The sequence below is a fragment of the Haloplanus litoreus genome (assembly GCF_045690335.1).
Lineage (GTDB): Archaea > Halobacteriota > Halobacteria > Halobacteriales > Haloferacaceae > Haloplanus > Haloplanus litoreus.
Window position 1 is genome coordinate 36,596 of sequence record NZ_CP147874.1, and the last position, 26,854, is coordinate 63,449.

The following is a 26,854-nucleotide window of genomic DNA, read 5'->3' on the forward strand; positions in this document are numbered from 1 at the left end:
AGGAACAGCGACGCACCTGAAACGACCGGAGCGTGAGGAAACCTACTGCGGAGACTCACTCGAGTCGTACCGGCCACAGGGGCGGTCGTCCGATCCGAGTGCCTTCCATGCCCAGGATCAGTTCTGCACCCAGTGTCTCTATGAGGCACTTGGCACACACTCGATAGCGATGCTCGACGAGCTTGACACCGCCGACGAATAGCGGTCGCTGTCGCTCGGATCGTAGCGTCGCGAAAAAATAAAGCCGCACCGGATGACCGCTATCGGCGGTCAGTCGTGGTTCTCGTCGTTAGTCGCGCCGGGTGGCCAGCAGCGCAGCCGCCAGCAGCGCGATGACCGCGACGATGGCGCCGAAGCCGGGGCCGCCGCCCTCGGTGGGCGTCGGCGTCTCAGTCGCCGTCGCCGTCGCCGTCGGCTCAGGCGTCGACGTCTCGGTCGGCGTCGGCTCGGGCGTCGCCGTCTCGGTCGGCGTCGGTTCCGGCGTCTCCGTCGGTTCCGGCGTCGCCGTCTGGACGTTCTGGACGATCTCGACTTCGATGATGTCCGTGTTGTAGCTGTCGTCGGCTTCCAGGTCGTACGTGCCCGTCTGCACGTCCTCGAGTTCGAGGGCGACCTGGTAGGTCCCGTCGAAGGACCAGTCCTCGGTCGTCGTCAGTGCGACCGAGTCACCGTCGGTGGTCATCATTTCCACGGTGATCGAGTTGTCGTCCGGCTGGAGGTTCGTGGAACCTTCCGCGACCAGCGTGTCGTCCACGCCGACCGGGTTGACACCAGAGGCCTCCATCCCTTCGGGGTAGACCGTGTTGATCGTCGTCTGCGCGTCCGCGTAGCGGAAGCGCGTCGTGACCATCCGGTCGTCAGAAGCGACTTCCTCGGTCGTCTGGTCGAGGATCCGCGAGCGGACCTGCTGACCCGTCAGACCGGAGTTGTCGTTGTCGAGTTCCGTGACGAATTCCTGGAAGTCCGCACCGGGGTCGAAGGACCCGTCACCGAACTGGTCGTCACGACCCGGAATCATCACGTGAGCACTGACCTCGCCCTCGGAGAGACCGCTACCGCCCGTGGCTTCCGAGACCGTGAGGTCGTCCTCGTCGAACGTGTTGTCGTCGTCGACGCTGACCGTGTGGTACGCGGTGTTCCCACGCTCACCGACGAAGACGATGGTCACCTGCTGGGCACCGAACGCGGTACCGGAGACGTTGACCTCGTTGTCCTCGGTGGCCACCTGGCCGCCGACGGTCTTGAGGTTCGCCTCAAGTTCAGTGTCGAGCACGCGCAGCGACTGCTGAGCGCTCGTGTTCGTGTTGAACTCCGAGGTCGTGATCGTCTCGATCTCGTCCTCGCCCGTACCGATCGTGCCGGGGACACCGTCGGCGTCGAGGACGCCGAGACGGTAGGTCCCGGGCTGGGAGAGTTCGTTGTTACCAGCCGCGTCACCCTGGGAGAGGACGACGTCCTCTTCGTCGAAGGTGCCGTCAGCGTCGACGGTCAGCGTGTTGCTGCCGTCGATCTGGAGAAGCTGGTAGTCGTTCTGGCGGCGGACGAAGAAGGCGACCTCGTCGATGCCTTCCGACGCCGTGCCGTTCACGTCCACTTCACTCCCGACAACGTAGGTGTTGCCGGGCGATTCGATGGAGAGGTCACCCTGCTCGACGGTCAGAGTTTCGTCGTCCGTCTCGTTGTCCTCTGCGGTCGCGTTGCTCGTCGAGAACGGAACGCCGAAGCCCTGCTCGTACAGGTAGACGTCCACGTCCGAGTCGTCGAGATACTGCGTCTCGATCTGACCGACGCCGACACCCGTGTCGTCGTCGATCGTCACGTTCGCGTACGCGTAGTCGATGTTGGCGGCGTCGTCGGCCGTGTCGGTGTTACGCTCGTCAACGTCGCCGGAGAGGTCCTCCGCGTTGCTGACAGTACCGACTGCACCGGTGTCACCAACCTGGCGGAAGACCTTCTGTGCGTTGCTGGGCGAGAAGCCGTCACGGAAGTCGTCGGCTTCGATCAGGACCGTGTGCGTGTCGCCAGCGTCCGAGCCCTGAATCTCGAAGCGGACGTCCTCACCGCGCGTGACTTCGTCCGAGTCGAGGTTGAGGCTCGCGTCGTCGTCGCCGGTGACCGTAACGGTCGTGGTCTGGACGGCCTCACCGAAGTCGAGGTCGTCCGTCCCGGCGAGTTCGATCGTGTACGTGCCCGTACCCGAGTCAGCGAGGTCGAGGTCGTAGCCGACCTCGTCGTTGCTGAGCTCGTATCCGTTCTGGGTCTCCGCATCCGACGTGACGTCGCCCGAATCTTTGACAGCATCGGAGGTGACGTCACCGGTCACGTCGAGACCGGAGTCGTCGGTGACGGTCAGTTCGAGGTCCTCGGCCTGCTCGTAGTTCCACGAGGCGACGACCGAGAGGTACCCGGAACCGCTCTCACCGGAGACACCCTCGGCGACCGAGCCGCCGGCGATGTCCTCACCGTTCGTGTTGATCACGTCCAGCGTGGTGACACGCGGAGTCGTGACCGTCACACCGGGCGAACCGGAAGAGCCGTCGGTCGTGTAGCGACCGGTTTCCTGACTCTGCGGGATGTCGGGGAGTTCGAGGGGAACGCCCTCGGCGTCACCGGCCGTCTTCACGAGCGTCTCGCCCGCGAGGTCGCCGCCCAGGGAGAGACCGGACTCGCCCTGGAAGACGGTCGCGCCGTCGTAGATGGTACCTTCACCGTCCGCGGTGCTGAAGTCGGAACTACGGGTGATGTCGGAAACCGAGATGGACTCGATGTCCGTGGATTGATCGGCATTGCTCTCGATGTCAGTGACAGTGGAGTCAACACTGTCGTCGTTTTCGTCGATCGAGGCAGTGACAGTGTCCGAAGAGACACCGTTGTAGTTGACAACAGCATCGAATGTAACGGTGATATTGTCGGTTCCATCTGCCACCTGCTGCGTGTCGACCGTCACACCGATGTTGTGGTCACCAATGACCTGCAGGTTTTCAGTGACCTCGCTGTCACTATTGGAGAACGTTTCAGTATCGTTCTCGATGCTGATCGAATCAGTCTGGATCGATTTGAATACTGCGTTGTCGTTGGTGATGTTGATTTCTTCGCCGCCACTACCACTAGAGGCGTCCACATTATCAAACGTGACTGTGACTGTCTGAGTCACGTTCTGCTGTGGGACTGTACTCGGGGACACAGACGCGTTGTTTGTGTCGATTGAGTCAACCGCAGCAGCCGATCCCGACAGCGCCACGGTACCAGCGAAGACGCTGAATACCATAAGCGCCGCAAGGATAACTGCGCGGACTTTCTCGTTATAGTCTGTCATTTTTTGCGTTGTTGTGTCTGCAGTGACATTTCCGAGGTCGTTCCTCTTTCATGTCGGGTTTGTGGTCTGGGACGATCCAGCCACTGGTAGGGGTGTCAGGAAAATATCGAACCTGAATTAAGTGTTTTGTGGTACTTCGATATTATTGTAATCTAAAATATACTAAGAAAGTGTGAGCTCACTAATGTTTGTTCGTCTATATTTTTGGCGTGTCAGCTCGGTTGAGCGTGTTATTTGTGCGCGACCGCTCACAGTCAACATACCAATGACAAAAGCATTCGAGAAGATCCAGGAAGGCCCACAGACGGAGTTTGGGCTTGGAGATTTCAATTACGAGGAACGAACCCATGTCCGGCAGATACGGATTTCAGGACGCAACACTCGGGAAGATGGCGCTGCGTTCAATGCCGTCGTGTACCTCGAAGGGGATGACAAAAGAGCCGCGCAGAAATTCGTGGAGGTGAATCGCGAGGAACTCGAGCAGATCGATGCGACTGGCCGTAATTTCCTGCAGGACGCTGTTGCGCGTGAGATTTACGATTGGATTCTCCACTATCTCGGCGAGCGGAAACTGGAAAAGTTCGAGACGGTTGTCCGAGAAGCCCGTCCCGACGGCACAATCTGGATCATCGATCGCGACCGCTACGAGGAGCATCACAACCGCCGATATACAGCCAGTGAAAGTGGTGTCGTCAAGCTCACCGACACCACGCCAATGGAGCTCTTCGAATCGTTTGGACCACTCATCACATGGTCGAACATCGACGACCACGACTGTATCGAGGCGCATACGCCAGTAACGCTGCTCGAGTATTATCGGGTATCACCGGAGTATTCCGTGGAACCACTCGAAATCAGCAGGGAGACCGAGCAGGGACGACAGACAGAACCAGCACTCCGGAAGGTGGCCGACGAAGCGCCTGCAGAGTCACCAGAGACTCCTGAGGAATAGGCATGCACCGAGTTACACACACTGCGGAGTACCTACGAAAGATCACGCCAGTAGCTGTAAGCGCCCCACGCCAGAATCGCCGGCGTCGGGCTACTCGACCCACCGCGCGTCCGGCAGAATAGCTCGCTGCAGGATCGCCGCGCCCGCGTGCGGATCGTACGTTTCTCCAGCATAGTGCTTCACGAGTACCGACGGGTCCTCGGTGAGCCACCGCAGACTCGAGGAGTACTCGTGATGGGCCGCGACGAGCGTCGTGTCGTTCGGCCCCGCAAACAGGAGGACGTCGACCTGCATCTGCCGGCCGACATCGGCGGGATTTCGGTACACCCACGCCCCGAGTTGCCGGCGCCCGTCGGGCGTGGTCTTCGTCGCCGAGAGGACGTTCCGACGACAGCCGGCCTGCCACAGCATCCGCTCGACTTCCTCGGGCGAGGCCTGCAACAGGCCGACGTACTCCGCCGGTGCGATTTCGTAGGCCGAACCGACGCCACCGAGGAGACGTTCGATGGCCGGATCCAGCATCGGCAGTGCAGTCGCCCGGATCACCTCGACCCAGTCGGCGTCGGGACCGAGACGGCGACGCGTCCCCACGAGGACGACGATCGAAACGGCGCCGGCGGCGACGAGGATGGTTGTCGGGGCGATACTGAGGACTGACCACAGTTGGGACTGGGCCATACGCGGGCACCGACAGACAGGGGGGCGATCAGGACGGGTCGATATCGATCCAGCCGGTCAGGATCGTCGTCTGATTGCCGTCTGAATCAGTCACGACGACCTTGTGGTAGTACTCGCCCGAGAGTCCCTGCGTCTCGCCATCGTCGATTTCGACGCGGAACTCTCCAGCGCCGAGGTCGACGTCGACGATGCCACTCCCGAGGGTTTTCGTGAGCTCCGGCGCGAACGCCGGCAGCGGGCGGAGTGTCCACTCGATGCTGGCGCCCGAGAGGTCCGTCGGCGTGCTATTCCGGTCGTCCGTGTAGCAGGTGACGTCGAGGTGGAGGGTATCGCCCTCCCAGTAGGTGTCGACGTCCTGGTTAGTGCGTGCGGGCATGGTGATCGAGCCGATGAGGTCGCGGGTGATGTCGAAGCCCCCAGCGAGGGTGCGGTCCAGGTCGAACGCGGCGACGAGGGACTCAACCTCGACGATAGCGCCCGGGGGCGCGAACGCTCCAGCCGGCTGCTCGACTGTGACGACGCCGACGCTCGCCGTCTCGGTCGTGGGGGCAAGCACCTGGCCGGGAGGGGCCACAGCGTCGACGGTGGTCGTGGTCCCAGTCACCGTCGTGGGGGCCGACGCAGTGCCGTTCGGCCCCGCGGCGGTCACCGTCGCCGTCGAGCCGGTCAGGACGATCCCGCCAGTACTCCCCGCAGGCTGGACGACAGTGACAACTGCCGTGGACCCGGTCGCTATCGTCGGCGCGGTGGTGGTACCGCTCGGTCCCGTGGCCGTGACGGTGGCGACGCTCCCGGTAGCCGTGGTGGATGCCTGGATCGCGCCCGCCGGTTCGACGGCCCCGACGACGCCGGCCGTGCCGGTGCCGGTTGCGGGTGCTGCGACGGCGCCGCTGGGGGCCTGGACGGACGTCGTGGGTGCCGACGCGGTCGCGGTGACCGGTGCTGTAGCGTCGCCGGTCGGTTCGGCGACAGTGACGGTAGCCGCCGAGCCGGTCAGCGTGATTGGTTGGGTCGCCGTTTCCTGGGTGCCAACGGTCAACAGCGCCCCGGAGTTGCGGAGGAGATTATCAGTTGTCTCGGCGTACCCCGCACCACGGTCGACGGACGAGAGACGCAGTTCGTCGACGAGGTCCGTGAGCGCGCTTGACCCCGTCCCGTCGCTATCGCCGAACCACGCGTTGCCCGAGTCCGGGAGCGAGTTTGTGTAGGAGGCTGTTCCGATCTGCGTCCCGTTTCGGTGCAGAGACATCGTCGAGCCGTCCCACCGACCAATCTGCGAGACCGCCCCCGTGAGCGAAGTGTCAGAATCAGAGACACGGGAGCCTTCGAGGATGAAGTCGAGTCCGTTCGCGTTGTCCGGCCACAGCATCGTCTGGCTCGTCCCCGTCCCGGTCGTGTTGAAGGCCCGACCGTCATCGAACGCGGGGTCGACATACCAAATCTCGACCGTGAGGCCGGCCGATCCAGCGATAAGGTCGCTTCCAAACTCGACAGATGACCCGCCGTCGAAGTTCCACCCGTTCGAGAAGACACTCGCTTCTTCTTGCGCGGAGCCGAGGGTGCCGTTGACAGTCCCGTCGTTCGCGTTAGCCGTTGAGTCGGGAAGCGTTCCCGTTCCCGGATCCGCCTCAAAGTGGTAGACCCCGATGTAATCGCCGTCCCATGTGCCGGTGACGTTCTCTTGATTCGCGGCGCTTCCGTTCCCGTAGTAGATGAAAATGCTGGTGTCGGACGACGAGGAGAGCGTCGCAACCTGCACCCACGCGTAGAGGTCGCCGGTGGCGGGGTCGTATGACTCGATCTCGTGGTTGAGCTTCGTCGTTCCATCGTCAGCGGTGAAGAGGATGTCGTCACCACTCGACTGGGCGTTCGACCCGAGGTCGCCGTCTCCGGTGATCTCTATCGGTACCGGATAGCTCGACAGATCGGCCGTCACCTGCCCGGTGTCGATGTCGAGTGATTTCCGGTAGGACCAGTTCGAGTCGTACCACGATGCCGTCGGCTCATCGCTACCGGGGCCACTCTCTCCGGAAGTTGATCCGTATGCGGAGCTTCCGTATGCGGAGCTTCCGTAGGTCATAGGACTGTGTTGTTGCTCGTATCCGTGGAGTTGAGTGTCAGCCCCGCGCCACCCTGCTGCGTGCAGTCGTGGATTTTGTTGCCCGAAACACCGGCCGTTTCGTGGACTACGTCACGTGTCGTCGGCGAATCGTTGGCGTACACGTCAGCCTGCACGTCTCGGATTACGTTCCTCGTACAGGTGCCCGCTGCGTCGGTGAGATGGACGGCATCCCCAGTGTCGGTGTTGCCGGCACGACCGACCGTCAGTCCCTCGACGGTCGAATTGGTCACACCATCGAGGTAGATCGCGTGCGCGGCCGAGATGAGCGACTGGATGCCGTCGATATGGAGTCGTGAACACCCCGTCGCGACGATGGCTCGGCTTGTGTGGTTGATCGTCGTGGAGTAGACCTTGTTCTTATTCCCCGTGACGGTGATCTTGTCCTGCGTTCCACCGGCCGAGACATGGCAGGATGTGACGGTGTTGTTCTCGCCGGCAAGCGTGAGGGCCGTCTTATTCGAGATGTCACACCCGACGAACATCACGTAGTCGGCGTCCGAATTGACCTGCGCCGTGCAATTATTGAATTGACAGTCCTCGACGCGAAGCGTTCCCCACTCATTCTGCGTCGAGTTTTTGCCCGCTACCTGGAGAGTATTCCCCCACATGTCTTCGAAATCACAGCCTTGGCACACCGACTCGGCGACGTTGTTGAACTGCATCCCGGCGATGGTGACACCGTTTCGAGGTCCGAACGTAACGTTCTCGAATCGGACGTTCCGGTGATCGGCGGCGGGATCCGTCCGCATCATCCAATCGTTCGCGAAACTCGAGGCGCTCGAATCCGAGTCCGGCTGGATTGTCCCGTTCCGGATTGTGATCGGCGACGGGACCGTGACCGTCGACGCGACCGTGTACTCCCTGCCGGCGAGATCAATCACCTCACCGGACCTGCCGGGGATGTACGTGGTAAGGTCGGCATCGGCTGGGGGGACAGAGACGTTTCCGTAGCTGTCGTCCGACAGTTCCGCGTCGATGGTCGAGATGGTATCGGCGAAGATGCCCATCTGAAGCGCCGACGTGGATGGGTGCGACGTGTCGGTCGTGTCCCCGATACCGCGCGTCACTGTGAGATTGTCGTTTGTCGTGTCTCGCCCGGTGACACGGACCTTCTCGACGCTCCCGTCCTGATCCGGCCGGCCGACCGACTCATCCCACAACGTGAGGTTGTAGTTCCCGTTGGCTGGGTCCGGGTACTCTGACGCATCCGTCACAGAGATAGTGGTATCTCCGGGGTCGATTGAGGCGTCGACCGTTCCACGAACGAAGTCAGCTGTTTGATCGAGGACCATCTATGGCGTCAGGTTGAGCACGCCCTCGGCGTTGATCTCCCAGGTGAAGTCCTCGCCGTTGGTCTGTTTGGGCAGTGCCGACTCGGTGCTGTCGTCCCACACGCGGATGATTCGGTCGTCGGCGGGTGTGGTGTCGTCACCACCGACCTGCTCGTAGAGGATCACCGCCTGAACCGTTTGGCCACCGGTGTTCGAACCGAGCGCGGACCACACGAGGTCGTCGGCGTCGAAGACCGCCTCGGCGTCAGTGGTGTCCTCGGTGACCGACAGGCCCGTGACGTCCACGCGCGCGTAGTTGGTGTCGTCGTACTCCTCGGCTGTCGTCCCGTTGTCGACGACGTCGCTCACGAAGGTGTGGGCGGTCGCATCCGGTGTGTAGGCGGTCGTGTCCTTGAGCAGGAGCGCACGATACGTCCCGGTCGAGAGGTCGATGTTGCCGCGGAGAAACTCCGCGAGCGTCTGGATTGGAATCATGAGTCTGAATGAAGTCCACTGGGCACGGCCCTCGCCTTGCGGGTCATCGAGGCCGTATCAGATGCGTTCGCCGTGCTGTTCGAGGCGGCCCCGGAGGTCCGCGACGACGTCCTGGACGCGCCGCCGACTCGCCACCTCCAGTTCGACGCGGCCGTCCTGCACCGAGAGGCCGCGGGGCGTCCACGCCCCGTCGTTGGGGAGGCCGTCGACGGCCAGCGCCTCGAGGACGCTCCAGCCGGGCGGCAGTTCGGGGATGGTGAGTGTCCCCGATTCCACTGGATCCTCGAGGCGGTCGACGAGGTAGAACGCCAGTGCCTCGCACATCGCGTCGGTCGTCGCCGAAACCGTCACGTCGTCGAGAGCCTTCTTCGGCGAGGCGTTCGGAACCGCATAGCTCCCGATCGGCTTCCACTCGTAATCGACGAGGAGGGCCTGGCCGTCGCTGATCGCCGTCGCCGCCGGGTAGGAGAGCGTCCCGCTGGCCTCGTTGAGACGCCAATCGATGCCGCGCTCGTAGGCGTCGCCGGTCGCCGCGTCGCGGACCTGCGCGGTCCCCTCGACGAGGTTGTCGTTCGCGAGGCTGTTGTCGTTGATCAAGTCCGCGGTGACGGACTCCTCGCTGACTGTGATGGCCGCGCCCTTGACGGTCGCAGATTCTTTCTGCCGGCCGAGGGTGCGCGTATTCCAGTTGTAGTTCACGAGGTCCAGTTCCCGGTCGCTCGTCCGGTCGCCGATATTGGCCATCTGAACGACCTGCTGATCGGCGTCGCGATCCCAGTCCAGCGCCCACAGCATATCGCCCCGCTCAACGAGGCTCGTGAGAATCGACTCGCGCGTTCCGCGGAACTGGTCGTTGATGAGTGGTGGGCTATCCCGGACGTCCTTGTAGAGTGTGTACTCGCTGACGGACTGGGAGCTCACGCCAGTCGTCGGGGTCGCGGACTGGGTGCCGTAGGGACCGATCGCCAGCCGGACTAGGAGGTCGACCGATGGATCGGCCCACGAGGCGTTTACGCCCGTCGAGTTGCTACGTTCGATCCACGTGTCTCCATAGTTTTGTGAGACTGCAACGGCCTGCACGCCGCTCGTATCATCCCATATGGAGGCAAGCCGGGCGCCGACACCCGAGCGAAACCCACGGACAAGGAAGACAGCGCCGACGGGATCCGGAGAGTGATACCCCGGCTGTGCGAGGGCGTCGTTGCTGTCGGTCGTGTTGTCGAACCCGCCCGGCGGGTAGCGGCCGTCATGCACTGAGACGACGTCAACGGCCCACGTGCCCGTCGTTGAGACGGACGTCCCGCCTGGGATTGCATTGACGGCTTCCACCTCAACGATGTGGTCGCCCGCCGAAAGTGCCGATGGCGAGACGGACTCGCCGGAGGTGTCGTTTTCGTAGGATTGGCCGCCCGTGTAGTTGGTCCAGCCGAGTGTTTTGTTCTGGGTGTTGGTGACCAGGTCAGCCCCCACCGTCTTGCCGTCGATCCGCACCTGCAATTCGCCTTCGAGATTGGCGTACTTGTCTCGGATGCGGATTTCCACCTCGTCGCCCGGGATGTCGTGGTCTAACGTAATCGTTCGCTGGATGGTACCGCCGACGGCGTCGGCCGCTTCGGCGGCCGAATAGTCTGCATCGTCGCCGAACTCTCCGCTGACGACCGTGCCGCCGCTGGTGTACTGCTCGCCCTCCCACACCCAGCAGGTCTGCCCGCGTTCGACGGTGCCATCCGCCCGCACCACGACCGGTGCGTCACTCCGGCGCCGGTCGAGGTACGTCTCGGCCGCATCCTGGGTGTCGACCGTGATGACCTCGTCCTCGCTGACCGACGGCGCCGTCACATCCTTGCCGCGGTGTGTCGTCAACGACGGCGTTGACTGCCGCGTGGACGTCGGTGTTGGTAAACTGGTACTCATCGGTCTCGTAGAGTGCCGTCCCGCCCTCGGCGATAAGTGTCGTCGCCCCCGGCGTCTGCCCCCGGTCAGCGAGTTGGTCGATGGGGAGGCGCTTGCCATCGTGCCACACCCGAACGGGGGCGTCGATGAAGGCATCGGAGTCCCAGCCCTCGTCTTTCGGGACTGGGATCGTGACCTGTTCGAGGTCGTTGACGCTGGGGTCGCGCTGGGGGGAGCCGACGATAGGCGGTGTGCGCGGTGTATCGGCACTGGGTGTGTCGACTTCGGCCCACCACCCAGACGTCGGCGCCGCGTTGCTCGGGCGAATCGAGTTACTGGTGGCCTGTGCCGTCGTCGCCCGCGAGACGACGTGCTCGGTCCGGTTACTCACCCGCCACTGGTAGGTCACGCCGGGGACGATCGTGTCGTCGACGTGCTGGGTCGCGTTCGCAGCCTTCACGACTACCTCCTCGTAGGCACCGAACCCATCGGCGTACTCCCGGCGACGCTCGATGAGGATGTCGTCCTCGTTGTCGGCGGTGTCGTCCCAGGTGATCGTGGCCTGGGTGGCTTGGATGCTCGCCACTTGGACGTCGCCCGGCTGAGGAAGCAGGGTGATTGCCGAAACGCCCGCCCACACACCGTTGACGTGTTCGGTCTCGTGCCGGCCTTGGAGGTCGAATTTCTCTCCGTCGGGCAACCCCGTGAACACGAGATCGGCGCCGTCGTAGGCGACGACGACATCCGATCCGTAGGCGTCCCCGCTGTTGGTGACGCGGAGCTGGCCACGGTAGTCGCCGTAGTCCGCGACGCCGGGGTTCGGGATGCGGAGTTGATCCTCGACAGACGTGTCGACCGGCGTGATATCATCCTGGGAGAGGTCCCGCGGGTCCGTCGTCCGCGTCAGCGTCCCCGAATCGCTCTCGGTGTCGGGATAGACGGCCGTGACCTTGAGGACGTATTCTTGGCCGTCGTCCTGCTCAGGTGTCGTGTACTGGGTGGTATCTGGTGTTTGGTCCGTCCCAAGTTGGGAGAATGAACTCCCGTTGTCGATCGAGCCGCGGATTTCGAGGTGGTCTTCGTCAGAGCCACCACGAGTAAAGTCGCAGTCGAAGGCGTCGGCGTGGCCGTCACCGCTGTCGTCGACGACGGTCAGTGAGCCGAAGGTGGGCGCTGGGCCGTTTGTTGTTTGGGAGACTTCGGACGTGGCCGTCGAGCCCGCGGGGTTGGTGGCGACGGCTTTGTAGTAGTATATCTTGCCCTGTGTGAGGCCGGTGTCAGTGTAGGTCTGGGCACCGCCGGATGAAATCGAAGCGACCTGATTGCCCGAATCGGGGGAAAACCCACTCGACGTGGATCGGTGAATGGTCCACGACTCAGAGTTGTCAGCGTCGACTGCAAGATCTACCGTCGTGTCAGTATGATCCGCGACCGTGAGGGAGACGTTCCGCGGGTGGTCGATGATTTCGATTCGCGGCGTGGCGGGGGACTCAGTCGTTTCGGTAACGCTCGTCAACTCCGCGATGGCCGTCGTCCCGCCGGGATGGCCGGCTGTCGCCGGGATGTCGGGATCTGCGTCCAGGTTTTCCTGCGTCCCACCATCGCCACCCTCGCCGCTTCCGCCGCCGTCTTGCGCTCCCTGTCCGCCGATCCCTCCACGGGCGCCACCGCCGCCGCCGTGATCTCCGTTGTAGGTAGGGTTGTACGTACCGGCACCGCCACCACCACCTTCCGCGATGGCGACGTACACTCCGTCTCCGTCCCGTTCGAGGACCGTAACGGCACCACCGGCACCACCCCACTCATTCACCTCGGATGTGGAATTGGAATCTCCACCGTCCGCTATCGGGGAGGGGGCGCCGACGGTAGGGTAGCCGTCGGGGCCGTCCGAGACAGTCCCCGCGACGTAGAGCGTGAAACTTTCGCCGCCCGAGAGCGGGAGGACGCCCTCCACTTTACCAGCAGCGCCGGCGCTTGTCTCCGAGCCACCCGCCCCTTCGCTGCCCACAACGACGAGTTTGAACTCGGCGAGACCATCTGGTGGGTCGTAGGTCCCCGAGGAGTTCGGCGTGTCGTAGGTGGGCATCTATCGAGTCACTCCCGAAGTTCCTGCCGAGCGATCAGCGTCCGCTTAGGTTGCGGGTCGATCACCGTCGATGCGGCAATCGGCTCCAGCCGCGTCACAAGTCCCGACGGCACCTGAAGATCCGCCGGCGAGTACAGCAGTAGATCGTCCCACCCGCGATGGAGGGCGAGCTCGACCTCGAACAGGTCGCCGCTGCTGGTGTCCTCGAAGGTCAGGCGGGCGCGAACCTGCGCGGCGCCGGGGTGGGTGAGGTCGACGTCGAAGAGCTGCCAGTCCGAACTCCCGAGCGGGACGCTCGTCCACTGTCCGTTCGCGTCGTCCCACCGCTCGGCAGAAAGGGTGTTGGCGCCCTCGTCGAGCGTGACACGGAGGCGGCCGTTGTCGGCTACGAGCGCGCCAACAGGGTCGTGGGATGTCGCGAAGACCTTTGCCCACTGGAGGTCGCCGTCGCCGTCCAGCTTGTTGGCGAGTCTCCGCGTGTCCCACACGCGACAATCAACCGGCGATTCCGCACCGTAGGCGATTCGATAGACGAGATACGGTCGATCGTAGGGTGCGTTTGTCACGTCGAACTGGGACAGGTCGCCGAGTTCTGCGCTCACGGTCGCCGTCGGGCCCCCGACCGCCTGTTGCTGGGTCTTGTCCCGCGAGACCCACCGAATTGCGTCCGCGGTGGCGGGGATCGCCACCAGTTCGGTCGTATCGTTGCCGAAGGGATGGGGTCGCTCTTTCGGGTCCGTTTTGGCGGCGACGCGGTACTCCGCCTTCGTCCCCTTGCGGCGGAGTGTGAGCGAGTAATTCCAGAGGTTGTCGGTGCGGGCGTCCGCGGGATCAACGTCCGCCGATTCGACGACGTAGTAGCCATCGAACGGCGTTTGCCCCGGCCGGCCGTGGATAGGGATGCCACCGAGGTCGACACCCTGCGCGAGTTCGGCGAGTTCGGTCGCCATCTTCGCGGCATACTGGCCGCCGTAGACGCCGTCGAAAGTGCGCTGGTTGGGGTCCGAGGAGACGGATTCAACGCCTCCACTCCCGCCGTCGAGCATGCCGTAGGTCTCGACGTTCTGAGTGAGGTCCGATGTTGGCTGGTCCTGCGTCGCTGCGGGGAGGGCCAGCGCGTAGGCTTTGAGATCCGTGGACATGGTCAGTCAGGGGTTTGCTGGGTGCCGCTCAGCGTCTGGTCGAGCGCGGTCGTTTCCACGAACGTAATGGATCCGTCGAACGACGTTGCAGTCTCACGATCGGCGAGGATATTCGGATCCTCGAGGAATACGGGGAGGTGGTCCTGGGGCATGACCCCGCCTGGCGCGTATTCGCCGTAGATGAGCCGGGCGGGCGTGAACGAGTCGACGCTTCCGATGGTGAGATACCGCATGAGGACGTGCATCTTCTGGACGCGGTCCCCGCCGGTCGCGGTCGCTTGGTCCAGGACGGTTTCGTCGTTCGAGTAGCCCCACTGGCCGTCCTCGGCGCCGAGGCTCGTGATGTCGACCTCGAAGACGTGTTGCCCGCCGCCGGCGTCGATGGTGATGCCCTTGCGAGCGCCATCGTCGGTCGGGAGGTACTCCGACAACAACCCGATTACGTCGGAGAGCGCACTGTCGACGAGATAGCCCGTACGAACAGTCTCCTCGACGGTTGCCTTCCGGAACTCGAAGCGGCCGGTCTGTTGGCCAAGTGAGCCGCCGAAGTCGGCGTCGATTTCGAGGATTGGGTGTGGCTGAGTGGGCATCGGCTACGTAAGGTCCCGACGGAGCTCTTCGACGTGCTGCTTGGCACGCCGGTCGATCAGCCGTTTGAGTTCGGCGTCGCTGCGCCCTTCGATGGTGTAGTTGGCCGTGACGTCAGTGCTGTTTCCTCGCCGGTCGTACCGCTCACGCGCAGGATTCGCCGCCGAAATGCTGTCCGATGACGTCGCCGTCGGCGTCACACCGACGCTCGCTCGGCGGGTGCGGTCCTGGCCACCACCGAGACTCGGGAGGTCGGGGAGAAACCGCTCCAAGAGTCCGCCGTTGCCACGGTCTCGTCGACGTTCAGACTGGGCGGCGACCATCGTCGGGATTGCGAAGGGTGCCGTGACGGCCGAGCCGACGCGGGCGGCCGTCCCGATGCCTGGCCCACGACCAACCTGTCGAGCGGCCTCTGCCCCCGCGCCGGCGGCGAGCGCCCCGGCGATGATCTTCTTGATGTCGATGCCGCCCTCGGGGACGTCGACGAGGTCGGCGACCGACAGCGAGACAGGATCGTCGATCACATCCGAGGCAACGACGCGGGCGGTCTCGCCGACGACGTCGCCCGCGACGATTGTCGCCGCGACGCCGATCACATCGGCGGCCGTAATTCCGGCTTCCTCGGCGATGAGGTCTGCCGCCGCGACCGTCGCAGGCGTCCCGATGACGTTCGCTGCGACGAGGAAGCACCGCCAGCGATCACGTCGCTCGCAGCGATACCGGCCGGCGATCCGATAAGGTCAACCGCTGCGACGGAGGCCGGCGTGGCGACGACATCCGCGGGGATGAGGTCCACCCCACCGATCGCCTCGGTCGGGTCGATCGTCCCGAGGGCGTCGCCAACACGACTCGCGATGACGCTCCCGAGCCCGACGCCGCCGAGGATGCCGGCGAAGATACCACCGATAGCACCCAGACCACCGAGCCCACCGCCACCCTTGGCCTGCGAGAAGTTCCCCGACTCCGTCTCTTCGAGGAGGTCCCGGAGGAGGTCGTTGCGTGTCTCATCGAGGTCGAGCCCACGGTCGAGATGGTCGGTGATGGTGCCGAGTCGGTTGGTCTGATCCGTGAGCAGTTGCCGCGACATCGCCCGCTCACGGCCGGCGATACGGGAGTCGCCGGCCGCACTCGCCGAGGCACCGGCCGTTTCGACGCCAACGGAGACGTCGCCGAGGGCGTCTTCGATTTCGGCGCGGGCCTCGCGCAGGCTCGCCTGGTCGGGCGTCGCGAGCAGCGAGACTTCGGTGGAAAACTCACTCATGAGTCAGGCACGCTCCCGATCGCTCGCCGCGCGTCGAGGATGTCGTGAATCGCCAGCCACGCCTCGACGTCGCGCCACGGAATCTCGTCAATCACGCGGGGGTCACCACCGCGGTCGAGGACAAGCGCGCGGGCATACTGGTAGATCAGTCGTCGGTCGAGGTCTGTTTCTGTCGCGCTTCCACGAGCAAGTCGTTGAAGCGCGTCCCGTCGTTTCCCTCGACGCTCATCAGCTCGCTGACGCGGGCGTCGGCCCACCGGAGATAGCCGATGTGCAGCCCCGAGGCGGAAGCGACCCGGTCGTCGAGGGACATCTCCTCGTCGACATAGGGCGCCTCGACGGTGCCCTTCGCGACGAAGTAGACACGGGCCTTGCCTGGCCCGGCCTCGCCCATCCCGTCCTCAACGTGGCCGTACTCGCCACCCGTGAGACCGGCGAGCGTGACGCCATCGACATCCCAAGTGCGGAGTGCCCACCGGAGGCCGTCGGCTTGGGACTGGAGTTGCGAGCCCTGCTGTTCGAGCGTCGGGACGATAGGGTTGTCCGGATCCAGCGGGCCGAGCGTCTCCGCGATGTCCTGCATCGCCTCTTCGATGCGCTCGATTTCCGCACTGAACTCGTAGTATTCGGTGTCCAGTGGCATCTTAGCTCACCGTCACCCCGCCGTTGACATGGAACGTCGTCGGGTCGGTGAGATCGGTCTCGGCGTCGATGAGGTCTGCCCACTGGTAGGAGTCGGGTTTGAGCTTTGGGAGGTCGTAGGTTGTGACGCTCGCCCCGCCTTTACTCGTCAGCGAGAACGATCCCGTGACCGAGGAGAGTTGATCCTGGGGCTCGTTCACACTGCCGCCACCGTAGGCCAAGTCCAGTCGCGTCTCCGGGCCGGTGAAGATCGCACTCGCCTCCAGCGTCGTCTCTGGCGCGGCGATCACGGCGTCGACGGGCGTTGTCTCACCACCGCGTTGGAACCGGGCGATGTTCGAAATTGACAGCGTTGCCGACTGGAGTTTCGTCACGTCGGCGGCGTCGATGGTGAGCGTCGTCCCGTGGAAGGGCACACTGGACCCGTCGGTGACCTGTGTGACGCCCGTCGGTGTGATCGATGTCGCTTCCTGCTCGTCGGCGTACAGCATCGACAGCGAGTAGGTCGTCATCCCGCCCTGCTCGTAGGTGACGCTGTAGTCGACCGGGATACAGCCGATGAGTTCGCGCTCGGCCGTGCCGTCGAGGTAGTCGATGCCAGCGAAGATGCGCCCGGAGGCGGGCCGTCCGGAGACGAACCCCGTCCCGCTATCGTTGAATACGAGGTCCTGAACGTCGCCATGCACGTCCGCCGAGACGACCGCCTCGACGGCGACCGCGCCCTCGAAGTTCTGTTTGACACTCTCGACAGACTCGACGGCGTCGGCCTCGTCGAGTCGTTGGAGTTGGTTTTCCAGCGAGAGTTCGGTGAGCGTTGGATTGCGCCCAAACGCCCAGTAGTCTGGGGCGCCGGTCAGCGACCCCGTGAAACTCTGCTCCTTGCCGAAGGCGAGGCTCGCTGCACCGCCACCGGTCATGACCGCTCACCTCGCGTCTGTTGTATTGTTATCATAGTACTGAAAATTCACAGTGTCTCGAAGCCGTCGAAAGCGACGTCGAAGTCGTAGCAGTGATGGTCTTCCCAATCGGCCATCGCCGGCGTCTCGTTGGTGATCGTCAGGTGGGTGAACGCGACATCGGTGCGCCCCGCATCGGGCCACTGCAACGCGTTGTACAGCGTCGACCGGATCTGCTCGACCAGCGCGTCGTCGGTGCCCTGGAAGGGGACTCCGTCCTCGCCGGTGGGGTCGACGTGCCCGTAGCCACCGGAGTAACCCTCGATGCGAACGCCGACGACCGACTCCAGGTCCAGATTCGGCGCCGTGCCGATGTAGCTGCCCGACCGGTCGACGAAGGCCGCGCCGACGACGTTGGCGTCGCGAAGATCCTCCGTCCGGTCGGTGATCGCGCCGCCCATGTCGAAGTCGCCGCCATCCTCGTAGAGGAGGCTGTTGTCGCGATCGACGCGTCGGAGCGGGTGGGCCGCCGGTTGGACGTCGACGACGGCACCGAGTTCGTCGAGGACGAACTCTACTGGCTTGGCGGTCATATCTCGAGGAGTCTCCGAAGGCCGTTGAACGCGTCTCGGATCGCCCTCGACTCCGGCAGTCCCGAAACGTCGACGTCGGGGAGGAACACGCGCCACCCCGATCGAAACTGACCGCTGGGATCACGCGCCTGGTCGAATTCCTTGCGAACCCATTGTGGGACGTCCGGCCCGGACCAGACAAAGGAGAGCACGGGGTCGCCGTCGACGTGGTGATCGGAGGTGCCGAACTCCCAGCGCGCCATCTGTTCGCTCTCCCACCCGATCGCGACGACGAGGCGGTCACGCCGGCGCTCGACCTGGGGCTCGCCGAGGGAGTCGATCGTCGACTCCACGTCGTAGCCGTGGCGCTCACCGTAGGCCCGCAGCCTCGTGTGGACCAGTTCGACGAACTCGAAGACGAGATTCGCCTGCCGACCGACGAGTGCGTGTTCGGCCTCGTCGAGCATCGCCTTCCGGAGTTTCGCCTCGAAACTCGATTCGAGCGTCGCCATCACAGGTCCACCTCGTAGACCTCAAGCAACTCCTCAGCCTTCGAGCGCATCTCCTCGGCTTTGGTCTCGACGTTGTACAGGCGGGCGTTGTCGGGGATCTGGATGGCGGCCTCCTCGACAAGATCGGCGCCGGCACGGAAGGCGACGGCGCGTCTGACTGTCCGCGGGATGCCCTCGTGGCCGTAGTCGAGATCGACGTAGACGGCGTTCGCGAACGACGGGATCTCGTCGTCCATCGCGTGGACGTCCAAGTACAGCTCCGAGACGCCGCCGTTGTTGACGCGGACCCAGTAGTCCTCGCCACGGTTCTGGGTACCGACGCCGCCGCTGTAGTCATTCGAGTCGACCCAATCGTCGAATCCACCATCGGCGGTGACGACGTGGCAGGCGTTGAGTGCCTGGACGTCCCGACGATCGAAGGTGATCCGCGTGTAGGCCGGCACCGTGTCGTCGACCGGCGGCTCGAGCGCCGCGGAGTCACCGAAAGCCAGCCGAATCTCCTGTTTCCGGTCGCGCCAGTCCAGCCGCCGGCGTTCGTGGCGCGGGCCGGCCTCCAAGAGGGCATCGCTGTTCTGGCGCGAGCGATAGGTATCGTACTCACTCGCGCCGTGGACGAACCCGCTGTTGGTCGGGATGTCGTGTTCGTCATCGCGTGTCTTCGGCGCGTCGGGGAGGATGTCACGCTCGGGGGTGGGGTCGTACCAGTGCCGTTTGAGCGTCTTCTCGAGCCACTCGGTCTGGGCGGTGATAGCGTCGATGAGAATGTACCGGTCCTGTTCGGCGTCGCCAGGGAGGTCGGCCTTCCGGAGCGCTCGGCGGACGTCGTCGACGGTGCAGTAGCCTGTTGGGGGCATAGGTCAGTCGGCGATGAGCGTCACAGTGGCCTGATCGCCAGCGTTGGCCGTCCCGGACGAGCACCGCACGCGAAGTTCGTGGGCCGGCTGTTCGATGACATCGTCGTAGTTGGCGCTACCGGAGTAGCCGCTTGTGATGTCCTGGATCCACGAGCCGCCGCGTTTCCGTACGTCGATCGCGTAGCTGGCGGTCGCGTCACCGCGGACGTGGATGCCGATCAGCGTCGCACCCTTGAGGAGGAGCGACGCAGCGCTGCCCGTGTTCTCGATGTCCAGCGTTTCCTCGGTCGACTTGGTCACGAGTTAGTCCTCCAGCTCGGCGCGGCGTTCGTCGACCGCCTCGAGCACCGTGTCGCTGGTTTCGGCCTCCTCGATTGCGTCGAGGTGGTCGTCGAGACCGCCCTCCAGGACAGCGTCGGCACGGTCCTGATAGTCGTTGTCCAGCCAGCCGTTGATCTCGAAGTCGTCGCCGCTCTCGTCGACGTAGACGAAATCGCCCCGTTCCTTGACGAGATAGGTGGCCAGGTCCTCGCCAACGTCGGCCCGATCACCGACGTGAAAATCCCGATCGAGAGCACGGATGTACACCCACGCACCCCCGGATTTCTCAACTGTCGGCATGGGTTACACCGCCGTCGTGTTGAGCGTGACCAGGGTACCGTTGACCTGCGCCCGGAACTCGTCGTTGTCCGACCGATACCAGATGGACCCGTCGACGCGCTCGTCCGCCGGCGGGTCGGAACTGACGACTCGGACGACGCGATGCTCCTCGTAGGCCCGCCGCAGGGCGGCGTTAGTGGTTGGGTCAGTCATGGCTCACCCGATGTTCTGGACGAGGACACCGGCCTGCAGTTCCTTGATCTGGAAGTCGAACTGCCCCTCCATCCAGTTGCGAGAGTGCAGCCGGTTCTCGTGGACCTTGTCGGTGTCCGTCGTCTGGTCGACCTCCATCTGTTCGAAGAGGCCGAACGCGAGGTTCGAGGGATCGGTGAACATCACGTAGCTGTCCGGCCAGCCGTTGACGCCGATGACGGTGTAGTCGAACGGCGTGATGTCGGAATCGCCCATCACGACGGCGCTGCCAAGGGCGTCCTCGCGTTCGGTGAGCGAGTAGACGTACTCCTGCAGCTTGTTGGGTGACATCAGGAACACCGGCTCGACCTGGTCGCTGTTGCGGAAGCGGGGGTCGAGCTTCTGGATGGTGTCGTTGAACATCTGCGTGTCCGGCGGCGCCGAGGTCATGTCGACCGCGGGCATCGTCGTGAGTTCGCCGGCTGCCGTGTCCTCCAGGCCGATTCGATCGGAGACGCTGTCCGAGCCCTCGGCGATGGCGAGCCAACCGTTCCACGTCGCGTCGAGGTCGGCGTCGCCCCCGATAGACTGGAGGTTCCCCGAACTGGCGTTCGCGCGGATGCCGATCAGGCCGGCGTCGTTGCCCCAGCGCTGGATGAACTGGTCGACGATGTAGTCGCCGAACTGGTCGGGGCCGTAGTGGGTGTTCTTGAGCGCGTCACGCTCGGGCTCGACGAGGATGTAGTACGACTGGTCGGTCGCGTTGAACTTGACGTACCCCGAGTCGACTGCGGAGTTCGAGGTCCGACTCGCTTCCTCGTCGCGAGCGCTCCCGGAAAGAATCGGGACGCCGAACTGCGGGACCCGCATCTCCAGCCGGGGGAGTGTCATGGTGTCGGCCAGCCCGAGGATGCTGATCTCCTCCTGCATCCGCTCGAGGAATTCCTCGGTGACATCGACCGGAAGTTGGAAGCCGTCCAGCGTCGCGAGGTCGACGTCCTTCTGGGAGAGGGTGGCCTGCTGGTTCTGCTGTCGGACTGCGTCGATGGTGGTGTTCGTGCTCATTCTCGCTACTCCTTAGGAGAGCGCGCTCCCGAGGTCGTCGAGACCGCTTTCCTTCTCGTCCCCGTTACCGGCGCTCGCGTCGAGCTGGTCGGTACCGCCGCTCTGGCGGGCGATAGTGTCGACCCGGCCGGCGACGTCGTCGACTTCGTGCTTGAGCGATTCGATGGCGTCAGCGACGGTCGCCCCGGCGGCTTCGTCGACGCCAAGGGCGGACTTGAGTTGCGCCTCGGGAACCTCGTAGGTCTCGCCGCCGATCTCGATCTCGGCGGTCTTCTGTTCGGGGCCGGAGAGCGCCTCGGTGAGGTCCTCGACGGCCGCCGTGAGTTCAGTGATCTGTTCGGCGTTCTTCTCGGCGAGGCTCTTGTCCCCGCCGTCGTCGTCGTCAGGGTCAGTCATGTCGTCGGTGTCGGTTGCGGCGTCCGTGCCGCCGTCGTCCGGGGTGTCGCCCCCGGCGGCGTTATTGGCAGACTGTTCGGCAGACTCGTCGGGTGGGGTGGCCTCGGTGGCATCATCGGCGCCCATCAACGCTGAGAGAAACGCCTTGCCGGCGCGGGCAAGCGTCGACTGCTTTCCCGGCTCGCCGGCACCGTCGATCTCGATGGCACGGTTGAGTTCGTCCCAGAGGCGCTCGGCCTCCGCTTCAGAGTGGCCACGATCCATCGCCTCGTCGATGAACGCGTCGCGGTTGCCGAGGTGATCGCCGAGCCGCTTCATCGCGTCCGCCTTCGTGTCGAGGATTTGGGCGTCCGGCACCGCGGGGATGTCGACCGCCGACACCTCGCGGATGATGCCATCGGTGAGCTCCCAGACCATCGCATCGTCGGGAAGCGCGTCTGGCACCGCCACGTCGTCGACGGCGTCGTCCTCGCTGACCACGTAGGGACCGTTCCAGTCGACCTGGATAGCGCCGATGGAGTAGCCCTCGAGGATGCCGTCCTCGACGAGTCCCCACGCGCCATCGTCGTCGAACTGCCACTCTTGGACCCACGCACCGGCGGCGACGGTGGTGCCGCCGATCTCTTCGGCCTCGTCGAGGACCTCGTTGCGTTCGAGGTGCATCCACTCGTCGGGCCACGCGGCGTGCATGATGCCGCCGCCGGCCTCGCCAGCCTCGACGAAGGTGGCGAACTGATCGGTGAACCCGCGGATCGTCTCCTCGCGAGCGAAGTCGTGCTGGAGGTCCGCTTTGTCCGGGACCATCACGACGCCGGCGGCGATCTGCTCGGTGGCGTCCTTCGCGATGAAGTCGACTTCCTTGCGGAAGGCGTCGCCACCGGCTTTCGTCACCGGTGGCATGGGTTAGTCCTCGTCCTCATCATCGTCGGCGGCGTCCGCGTCGGCGTCCTTCGTTTTGTCGAGAGACTTGGCTCGACCGGTCGAGAGGACGCCGCGCTTCTCGCCGCGCTCGTGGTTGCTGTCGGTCATGTGTCGGTAGGAATCCGTCTCGCCCGGTCGAACCTCACACAGGGGAGTCGGGCGCTCCTGGATCATCGGTGGCAGACTACGTCGGGATGTCGTCGGGGACGTCGTCAGGATCCGGCGACGGCCCCTCCGGGAGCCGGTCGTGGAAGTTCGTGATTTCGACGTACGGGTAATCGAGCCGGATGTTGTCGTAATGGTACGATCCGGTGCTGGAGGCTTGGACGAGCCCCGCCCACTTCGACGGCGGGACGTCGACGTAGGCGTAGAGGCTGTTCTGGCCCTCGCGTTTGAACGACAGGAAGAGTTCCTGCTCGCCGAAGTCATACAGCCCCTCAGCGAGGGTCGACGAGTCGAACTGCGTCTGCTCGATGGGATCCTTGGTCGCGAGATCCGCCTCGACGTCGGCCCACGCCCGCTCGCCGATCTTGTTCTCCTCCGGTGGGAGTTGGTTCTCGACGGCGGGCGTCCCACCGGGCTGACCAGTCTCCTCGCGCCCTACGTTCGCGACCAAGGTGTCGCCGTCGACGGGGTGATCGTCCGGAAGTGGCTCTTCCCCGATCATCTCCAGGGCACGGTCGACCGGGATCGCACCCCGGACGGCCTGAATCTTCCGCCGAGCGATATCGGCATCCTCCTTCGGCTGGTCGGCACCCCGGAGCTCGAACTCGACAGTCCAGTCGAGGATTCCGAGCGCCTGTTGGTGGAGGATTTGGTACAGCCGCGATGCGAACTTGTGCTGCTCGGGCTGGATTACTTCAAGGGCGAATTCACGGTCCTGAACGTCGGAGTTCGAGCGGTTCGACGTCTCGGTGTTGCCGATCTTGATCGGTGGGAGTTCCAGCACCTTCGCAATCTCGTGTTCGTTTTTCTCGCGGAACAGTCGGAAGTCCATCTCCTCGCTGATGCCCTGGCCGAGTGGCTCCAGTTCGATTTCGACGTCCTGATCGAGCTTCGACTGGAATTTTTCGACCTCGAGGATGACCGCGCGATGGGACTCTTCGCGAAGCCCGTGGAGCATCTGCTTGAGGTCGCGCTTGGATTCCTCGGAGAGCTCGCCGCCAGTGACCTTGATGACGAAGCGCGGGATCGTGTCGTTGTCGAAAAACGCCCGGTTGTAGTCCTTGGCCGCCTCATCGGCACTGATCGTCCGGATGGCACTGACCCAGTCGGGGATGCCGTAGTCGTCCGCCAACGGCGACGGGTTGGCGAGGAAGATGAGTTCGTTCGCCGGCGCATTCGGCAGGCGCTCGGCACTCCCGACAGCGACCTCGCCCGTCTCGCGATCGACGAAGAGCGGGTCGCGACCGTCGTCCTCGCCCCGCCCTCGGTAGCGGTCGCCGGCCTCGCCGAAGTAGCGCCGCCGCCCATCCCGGACCTGGACGTAGCCCCGACTGGCGTACTGCGCGGCCTCGTCGTTGTCGATGAACCGCCCCTCCTCGGGATGGCGCGGCTGGTCGAAACGACTCTGGGGCTTGCGCACCCGAACCGTGTTCGCCGGGACGTGCGCGAGCCCGACCGGCGTGCCCTCCATGTCGACGAGGATTTCGAGACAGCACCAGCCGACGAGGTGGTAGTCCTGCCGAGCGAGTTCGAGGACCTCCTCTGGCGTTGTTGGCTCAGCCGACCGGCGGGCCTTGGTCTGCCACCGTGATCGACGCCCACGCCAGAACCCGCGGGCCGTCTCGCGCTCCTCTTCGCTCGCGTCCTCGGCGTCGACGTCGGCGTGTGGAACGATCGAAAAGCCGTACCCCACCTCGTAGCGGGCCTTTTTCCGGATCCCGACCGCCAGCGTCTCGTTGAGTTCGAGAAACGATGCGAGTCGGTAAGGGTTGTACGGCGGCTTGATACCCGTCCCGTGGACCTGGATGCGCCGGTCCGGGAGTTGCGTACTGGACCGCGCTTTCGACATCGCATCGGCCGATTCGATGCCCGAGACGTGGACCTTCGCGGGGGCGTCGTCCTCGCTCATGTTAGAGATAGCTCACTCCGTTTGCGTCCTCGTCGCCGGCGTCGTCCTCGAGCGCGCCGATACCCTCCAGGTGCCGAATGCCCTGCTCGGCCATGTACCACGCCGCGATCAGGTCCGGCGTGTGGCCGGTGAGCTTCCCATCCGAGAGCTCCAGAGACATCGCCGCCTGGATGAACTCCTCGGTGCCGCTGTGCCCCCGGTAGAACTGGATGCCACCGTTCTCGACGAGCCGGCGAAGTCGCGGGATGCCGTTCTCCCAAGAGTGTTTCTTGCCGGTCGTCGAGATGCCCTGGACCTTCGATCGGAGCGATGGGGAGAACTCGAGGGCATCGTTCGCGACGTACTGTTGCATCCCGTTGTCCTCGATCACGACCACTGCGGGGTCGTAGCGGTCGTCGAAGTCGAGTAGCGTCGCCTTGACTTGCGAGGGGGCCATCCCCGTCTCGGCGACGGCGTCCAGGAGGCGACGTCGGCCGTCGCGACCGACACGGAACGCGACGAAGGCTGCATCGTCACCGGTCGGCGACTGGGCGGGGTCGTGGGCAACGACGGTCGCCTCGCCGGCGCCGGGGGTGAGTGTTCGCGGTGGTTCCCGACCCCGGATCGAACAGCCACCGTCGTCAACGAGGCGGTTGACGTCGGCCTCGTCGATCAGGTTGCCTGACGCGCCCCGGATGGTGAGCGTGTACTCCCGCCAGAACAGGTAGTCGGCGATCTTCGAGCGCTTGTCGGCCAGCCACTCGGGACCGCGAGCCTCGGGCCAGAGGAGCTGTAGCGTGCCCTCCGCCCACGGGTTGTCGACTACGGTGTAGAGCTCCTCGTCGGGGCGGCGGGCTTTCCAGTCGTCGTCCTCCTGGAACTCCTGGTCCCAGACGTCGAGGATGGCTGGGAACTCCCGGAGTGCGTAGCCCTCGTAGTCGCGGTAGTGGTTGTAGATATCGTTTGGGCGCTTGCGCGTCCCGACGATCACCGTGCGACCGTCTTCTTTGACCATCGGCTGGGTGACGCCGTCGACCCAGTTGATGATCTCGCTGGTCTCGCCGTCGCCGCGTTCCTTGATGATGTCGTCGAGGATGAGCAAGTGGGCGCGGGCACCCTCGATGCCGCCGAACAGCCACCCGGTCGTCAGCGACGAGCCGTTCGCGAACACCTTCGTCTTCTTCGAGTCCTCTTCCCGCGGTCGGTTGAGGTTGGTGAGCCACGGGTTGCGCTCGATGACGCGGTTGAGTTCGCGATCGGCTTTGTCGAAGGCCTGCTCGCGGGTGTTCATCGCCCAGATGACGCGATACCCGTCCAGGTACTCGAGACAGGCGACAGCGAAGGCCGTGATGATCGTCGTCTTCAGGCCGTCCCGGTGACACAGTAAGGCAAGATCGCCCTCGACGTCTGCCTCGCCGGCGAGGTGCCGGAGCCACTGGGCGTGGTGCTCACCGAGGGGGTTCCAGGCGTCGTGTTCGGCAGCCATGTACCCCTGCGTGATCTTGTTCGCGAAATCGAGCCAGCAGCCGTGCTCAAAGGGGTTGTAGGCCGCCCGGATCTGCGCCCGCGAGAGGTCGACCTCCTCAGTCTCAGCGGTTTCAGTACTACTCATCGTCGAGTGTCGCCTCCCGGATCGCCGCCGCAGTCTCGCTGTCGAGGTCGACCGTGTGCTCGATGTCGCCGTCGACGTTCATGTTGATGTCCGTCGAGTAGACCCCGAGGACGTCTGCCTTCTCGCGCTGGTAGCTCGCCTGCTCTTTGCGGGCCATCGCTTGTCCCTTCGGATCGTCGACGTCGCGTTCGAGGCCGACCCGGACGGTGCGGTACTCCGGCTGGGTGCCCGGTCGTGCCGGCTGGCCACCTCGACGGGCGCCGGCGGGGTACTCCTGACCGACGTCCAAGTAGCGGTCGTCGGCGACGAAGACAACGACCGTGTCGCGCTCGTCGGCCCACTCCGGACGGCGCTCGTCACCGGGCGGGACGCGTTCCCAGTCGGCGACCCGCAACGGCGCCTCGTGTTCGGCGACGCGGTCCATCTTCGGGACGACCGCCTCGACCCACTCGTCACGCGTCGCCTCGGCTTCGGCCTCGCGAGCGCGCTGGTACAGTCGCTCGTAGCGCTCGGCGGACTGCAGGCGGACGTTAGCGTGCTCCGCCTCGATCTGCTCGAGAACCTCCTCGGCCGGCTCCGAGTTGAGGTAGCCCCGGATCGTCGAGAGTGCGTACTCGCCGATGCCCTCGTCGACGAAGCGCTCCTGAATATCTTCGGGAGCGAGATTGTCGAGGTGGTGCCACTTGAGCGCGAGTGTGACACGGCGTTCGTAGGTGGCCATCGGTGTGAGAGCGT

Annotated in this window: 26 protein-coding genes and 1 pseudogene; 1 reads left to right on the plus strand and 26 read right to left on the minus strand. The window is 64.5% G+C overall.

The window, feature by feature from the left end:
* Positions 1-289: 289 nt before the first annotated feature.
* Both csg and V8686_RS00245 read right to left on the minus strand, forming a co-directional pair.
* Positions 290-3,121 (minus strand): HVO_2072 family ArtA-dependent S-layer glycoprotein, encoded by a 2,832-nt coding sequence (csg, locus tag V8686_RS00240; RefSeq protein ID WP_379706413.1) that lies wholly within the window; start codon positions 3,119-3,121, stop codon positions 290-292.
* A gap of 99 nt (positions 3,122-3,220) precedes the next feature.
* Positions 3,221-3,316: pseudogene (locus tag V8686_RS00245) on the minus strand (surface glycoprotein); the annotation flags it as partial.
* 265 nt (positions 3,317-3,581) lie between these two features.
* On the opposite strand from V8686_RS00245, the gene V8686_RS00250 reads away from it, so the two are divergent.
* Positions 3,582-4,268, plus strand: coding sequence for a hypothetical protein (locus V8686_RS00250; protein WP_379701783.1), 687 nt, complete (start codon positions 3,582-3,584; stop codon positions 4,266-4,268).
* Positions 4,269-4,358: 90 nt separating this feature from the next.
* Here the strand turns inward: V8686_RS00250 and V8686_RS00255 are convergent, their stop codons facing one another.
* The 24 genes from V8686_RS00255 to V8686_RS00370 form a co-directional block, all read right to left on the minus strand.
* A complete protein-coding gene (locus tag V8686_RS00255) occupies positions 4,359-4,946 on the minus strand; it encodes a hypothetical protein (RefSeq protein ID WP_379701784.1) in 588 nt (195 codons plus the stop codon).
* A 28-nt stretch (positions 4,947-4,974) separates the two neighbouring features.
* Entirely contained in the window at positions 4,975-7,026 is a 2,052-nt protein-coding gene (locus tag V8686_RS00260; RefSeq protein WP_379701786.1) for a DUF2341 domain-containing protein, read from the minus strand.
* Positions 7,023-8,282, minus strand: a complete 1,260-nt coding sequence (locus V8686_RS00265) for a hypothetical protein (protein WP_379701787.1) — start codon at positions 8,280-8,282, stop codon at positions 7,023-7,025. Before V8686_RS00265 ends, V8686_RS00260 begins: the two co-directional genes overlap by 4 nt.
* A 78-nt stretch (positions 8,283-8,360) precedes the next feature.
* Complete coding sequence (locus V8686_RS00270; protein ID WP_379701789.1) at positions 8,361-8,834, minus strand: hypothetical protein; 474 nt, start codon at positions 8,832-8,834, stop codon at positions 8,361-8,363.
* A 57-nt stretch (positions 8,835-8,891) separates the two neighbouring features.
* Positions 8,892-10,673: a hypothetical protein gene (locus V8686_RS00275; protein ID WP_379701791.1), complete on the minus strand. Its 1,782-nt coding sequence runs from the start codon at positions 10,671-10,673 to the stop codon at positions 8,892-8,894.
* Positions 10,585-12,813: a hypothetical protein gene (locus tag V8686_RS00280; RefSeq protein ID WP_379701793.1), complete on the minus strand. Its 2,229-nt coding sequence runs from the start codon at positions 12,811-12,813 to the stop codon at positions 10,585-10,587. The genes V8686_RS00275 and V8686_RS00280 overlap by 89 nt, the downstream gene beginning before the upstream one ends.
* Positions 12,814-12,821: 8 nt before the next feature.
* Positions 12,822-13,955 carry a hypothetical protein gene (locus V8686_RS00285; RefSeq protein WP_379701713.1) on the minus strand — a complete coding sequence of 378 codons (1,134 nt, stop codon included), beginning with the start codon at positions 13,953-13,955 and terminating at the stop codon, positions 12,822-12,824.
* A 2-nt stretch (positions 13,956-13,957) separates the two neighbouring features.
* Entirely contained in the window at positions 13,958-14,545 is a 588-nt protein-coding gene (locus V8686_RS00290) for a hypothetical protein (protein ID WP_379701794.1), read from the minus strand.
* Positions 14,546-14,548: 3 nt separating this feature from the next.
* A complete protein-coding gene (locus tag V8686_RS00295) occupies positions 14,549-15,139 on the minus strand; it encodes a hypothetical protein (protein ID WP_379701795.1) in 591 nt (196 codons plus the stop codon).
* Positions 15,136-15,804: a hypothetical protein gene (locus V8686_RS00300; RefSeq protein WP_379701796.1), complete on the minus strand. Its 669-nt coding sequence runs from the start codon at positions 15,802-15,804 to the stop codon at positions 15,136-15,138. Before V8686_RS00300 ends, V8686_RS00295 begins: the two co-directional genes overlap by 4 nt.
* 145 nt (positions 15,805-15,949) lie before the next feature.
* Positions 15,950-16,447 (minus strand): hypothetical protein, encoded by a 498-nt coding sequence (locus tag V8686_RS00305; RefSeq protein ID WP_379701718.1) that lies wholly within the window; start codon positions 16,445-16,447, stop codon positions 15,950-15,952.
* Position 16,448: 1 nt separating this feature from the next.
* Positions 16,449-17,363, minus strand: a complete 915-nt coding sequence (locus V8686_RS00310) for a phage tail tube protein (RefSeq protein WP_379701798.1) — start codon at positions 17,361-17,363, stop codon at positions 16,449-16,451.
* Positions 17,364-17,410: 47 nt separating this feature from the next.
* Positions 17,411-17,935 carry a hypothetical protein gene (locus tag V8686_RS00315; protein ID WP_379701722.1) on the minus strand — a complete coding sequence of 175 codons (525 nt, stop codon included), beginning with the start codon at positions 17,933-17,935 and terminating at the stop codon, positions 17,411-17,413.
* The gene (locus tag V8686_RS00320) at positions 17,932-18,426 is read right to left on the minus strand and encodes a hypothetical protein (RefSeq protein WP_379701800.1); all 495 of its coding nucleotides are present in this window, start codon (positions 18,424-18,426) and stop codon (positions 17,932-17,934) included. The genes V8686_RS00315 and V8686_RS00320 overlap by 4 nt, the downstream gene beginning before the upstream one ends.
* Positions 18,426-19,280 carry a hypothetical protein gene (locus tag V8686_RS00325; protein ID WP_379701726.1) on the minus strand — a complete coding sequence of 285 codons (855 nt, stop codon included), beginning with the start codon at positions 19,278-19,280 and terminating at the stop codon, positions 18,426-18,428. The genes V8686_RS00320 and V8686_RS00325 overlap by 1 nt, the downstream gene beginning before the upstream one ends.
* A gap of 3 nt (positions 19,281-19,283) precedes the next feature.
* Positions 19,284-19,580 (minus strand): hypothetical protein, encoded by a 297-nt coding sequence (locus tag V8686_RS00330; protein WP_379701728.1) that lies wholly within the window; start codon positions 19,578-19,580, stop codon positions 19,284-19,286.
* Between the two features lie 3 nt (positions 19,581-19,583).
* The gene (locus V8686_RS00335; RefSeq protein WP_379701730.1) at positions 19,584-19,901 is read right to left on the minus strand and encodes a hypothetical protein; all 318 of its coding nucleotides are present in this window, start codon (positions 19,899-19,901) and stop codon (positions 19,584-19,586) included.
* A gap of 3 nt (positions 19,902-19,904) precedes the next feature.
* A complete protein-coding gene (locus V8686_RS00340; RefSeq protein ID WP_379701802.1) occupies positions 19,905-20,093 on the minus strand; it encodes a hypothetical protein in 189 nt (62 codons plus the stop codon).
* A 3-nt stretch (positions 20,094-20,096) separates the two neighbouring features.
* On the minus strand, positions 20,097-21,137 hold the full coding sequence (locus V8686_RS00345) for a hypothetical protein (RefSeq protein WP_379701804.1): 1,041 nt from the start codon (positions 21,135-21,137) through the stop codon (positions 20,097-20,099).
* Between the two features lie 12 nt (positions 21,138-21,149).
* Complete coding sequence (locus tag V8686_RS00350; protein WP_379701735.1) at positions 21,150-22,433, minus strand: XkdF-like putative serine protease domain-containing protein; 1,284 nt, start codon at positions 22,431-22,433, stop codon at positions 21,150-21,152.
* A 3-nt stretch (positions 22,434-22,436) separates the two neighbouring features.
* The gene (locus V8686_RS00355; protein ID WP_379701805.1) at positions 22,437-22,628 is read right to left on the minus strand and encodes a hypothetical protein; all 192 of its coding nucleotides are present in this window, start codon (positions 22,626-22,628) and stop codon (positions 22,437-22,439) included.
* A gap of 10 nt (positions 22,629-22,638) precedes the next feature.
* Positions 22,639-24,528 carry a phage portal protein gene (locus V8686_RS00360; RefSeq protein WP_379701739.1) on the minus strand — a complete coding sequence of 630 codons (1,890 nt, stop codon included), beginning with the start codon at positions 24,526-24,528 and terminating at the stop codon, positions 22,639-22,641.
* Position 24,529: 1 nt separating this feature from the next.
* Positions 24,530-26,119, minus strand: coding sequence for a phage terminase large subunit family protein (locus V8686_RS00365; protein WP_379701740.1), 1,590 nt, complete (start codon positions 26,117-26,119; stop codon positions 24,530-24,532).
* Entirely contained in the window at positions 26,112-26,840 is a 729-nt protein-coding gene (locus V8686_RS00370; protein ID WP_379701741.1) for a hypothetical protein, read from the minus strand. The genes V8686_RS00365 and V8686_RS00370 overlap by 8 nt, the downstream gene beginning before the upstream one ends.
* Positions 26,841-26,854 lie beyond the last annotated feature (14 nt).

Coding starts and splice junctions, on each gene's coding strand:
- V8686_RS00290 (WP_379701794.1), bottom strand. CDS start 14,545: ATGCCCACTCAGCCACACCCAATCCTCGAAATCGACGCCGACTTCGGC.
- V8686_RS00350 (WP_379701735.1), bottom strand. CDS start 22,433: ATGCCACCGGTGACGAAAGCCGGTGGCGACGCCTTCCGCAAGGAAGTC.
- V8686_RS00360 (WP_379701739.1), bottom strand. CDS start 24,528: ATGAGCGAGGACGACGCCCCCGCGAAGGTCCACGTCTCGGGCATCGAA.
- V8686_RS00255 (WP_379701784.1), bottom strand. CDS start 4,946: ATGGCCCAGTCCCAACTGTGGTCAGTCCTCAGTATCGCCCCGACAACC.
- V8686_RS00345 (WP_379701804.1), bottom strand. CDS start 21,137: ATGAGCACGAACACCACCATCGACGCAGTCCGACAGCAGAACCAGCAG.
- V8686_RS00325 (WP_379701726.1), bottom strand. CDS start 19,280: ATGCCCCCAACAGGCTACTGCACCGTCGACGACGTCCGCCGAGCGCTC.
- V8686_RS00320 (WP_379701800.1), bottom strand. CDS start 18,426: ATGGCGACGCTCGAATCGAGTTTCGAGGCGAAACTCCGGAAGGCGATG.
- V8686_RS00370 (WP_379701741.1), bottom strand. CDS start 26,840: ATGGCCACCTACGAACGCCGTGTCACACTCGCGCTCAAGTGGCACCAC.
- V8686_RS00355 (WP_379701805.1), bottom strand. CDS start 22,628: ATGATCCAGGAGCGCCCGACTCCCCTGTGTGAGGTTCGACCGGGCGAG.
- V8686_RS00260 (WP_379701786.1), bottom strand. CDS start 7,026: ATGACCTACGGAAGCTCCGCATACGGAAGCTCCGCATACGGATCAACT.
- V8686_RS00340 (WP_379701802.1), bottom strand. CDS start 20,093: ATGACTGACCCAACCACTAACGCCGCCCTGCGGCGGGCCTACGAGGAG.
- V8686_RS00315 (WP_379701722.1), bottom strand. CDS start 17,935: ATGACCGCCAAGCCAGTAGAGTTCGTCCTCGACGAACTCGGTGCCGTC.
- V8686_RS00305 (WP_379701718.1), bottom strand. CDS start 16,447: ATGCCACTGGACACCGAATACTACGAGTTCAGTGCGGAAATCGAGCGC.
- V8686_RS00335 (WP_379701730.1), bottom strand. CDS start 19,901: ATGCCGACAGTTGAGAAATCCGGGGGTGCGTGGGTGTACATCCGTGCT.
- V8686_RS00280 (WP_379701793.1), bottom strand. CDS start 12,813: ATGCCCACCTACGACACGCCGAACTCCTCGGGGACCTACGACCCACCA.
- V8686_RS00310 (WP_379701798.1), bottom strand. CDS start 17,363: ATGACCGGTGGCGGTGCAGCGAGCCTCGCCTTCGGCAAGGAGCAGAGT.
- V8686_RS00270 (WP_379701789.1), bottom strand. CDS start 8,834: ATGATTCCAATCCAGACGCTCGCGGAGTTTCTCCGCGGCAACATCGAC.
- V8686_RS00250 (WP_379701783.1), top strand. CDS start 3,582: ATGACAAAAGCATTCGAGAAGATCCAGGAAGGCCCACAGACGGAGTTT.
- V8686_RS00365 (WP_379701740.1), bottom strand. CDS start 26,119: ATGAGTAGTACTGAAACCGCTGAGACTGAGGAGGTCGACCTCTCGCGG.
- V8686_RS00300 (WP_379701796.1), bottom strand. CDS start 15,804: ATGAGTGAGTTTTCCACCGAAGTCTCGCTGCTCGCGACGCCCGACCAG.
- V8686_RS00285 (WP_379701713.1), bottom strand. CDS start 13,955: ATGTCCACGGATCTCAAAGCCTACGCGCTGGCCCTCCCCGCAGCGACG.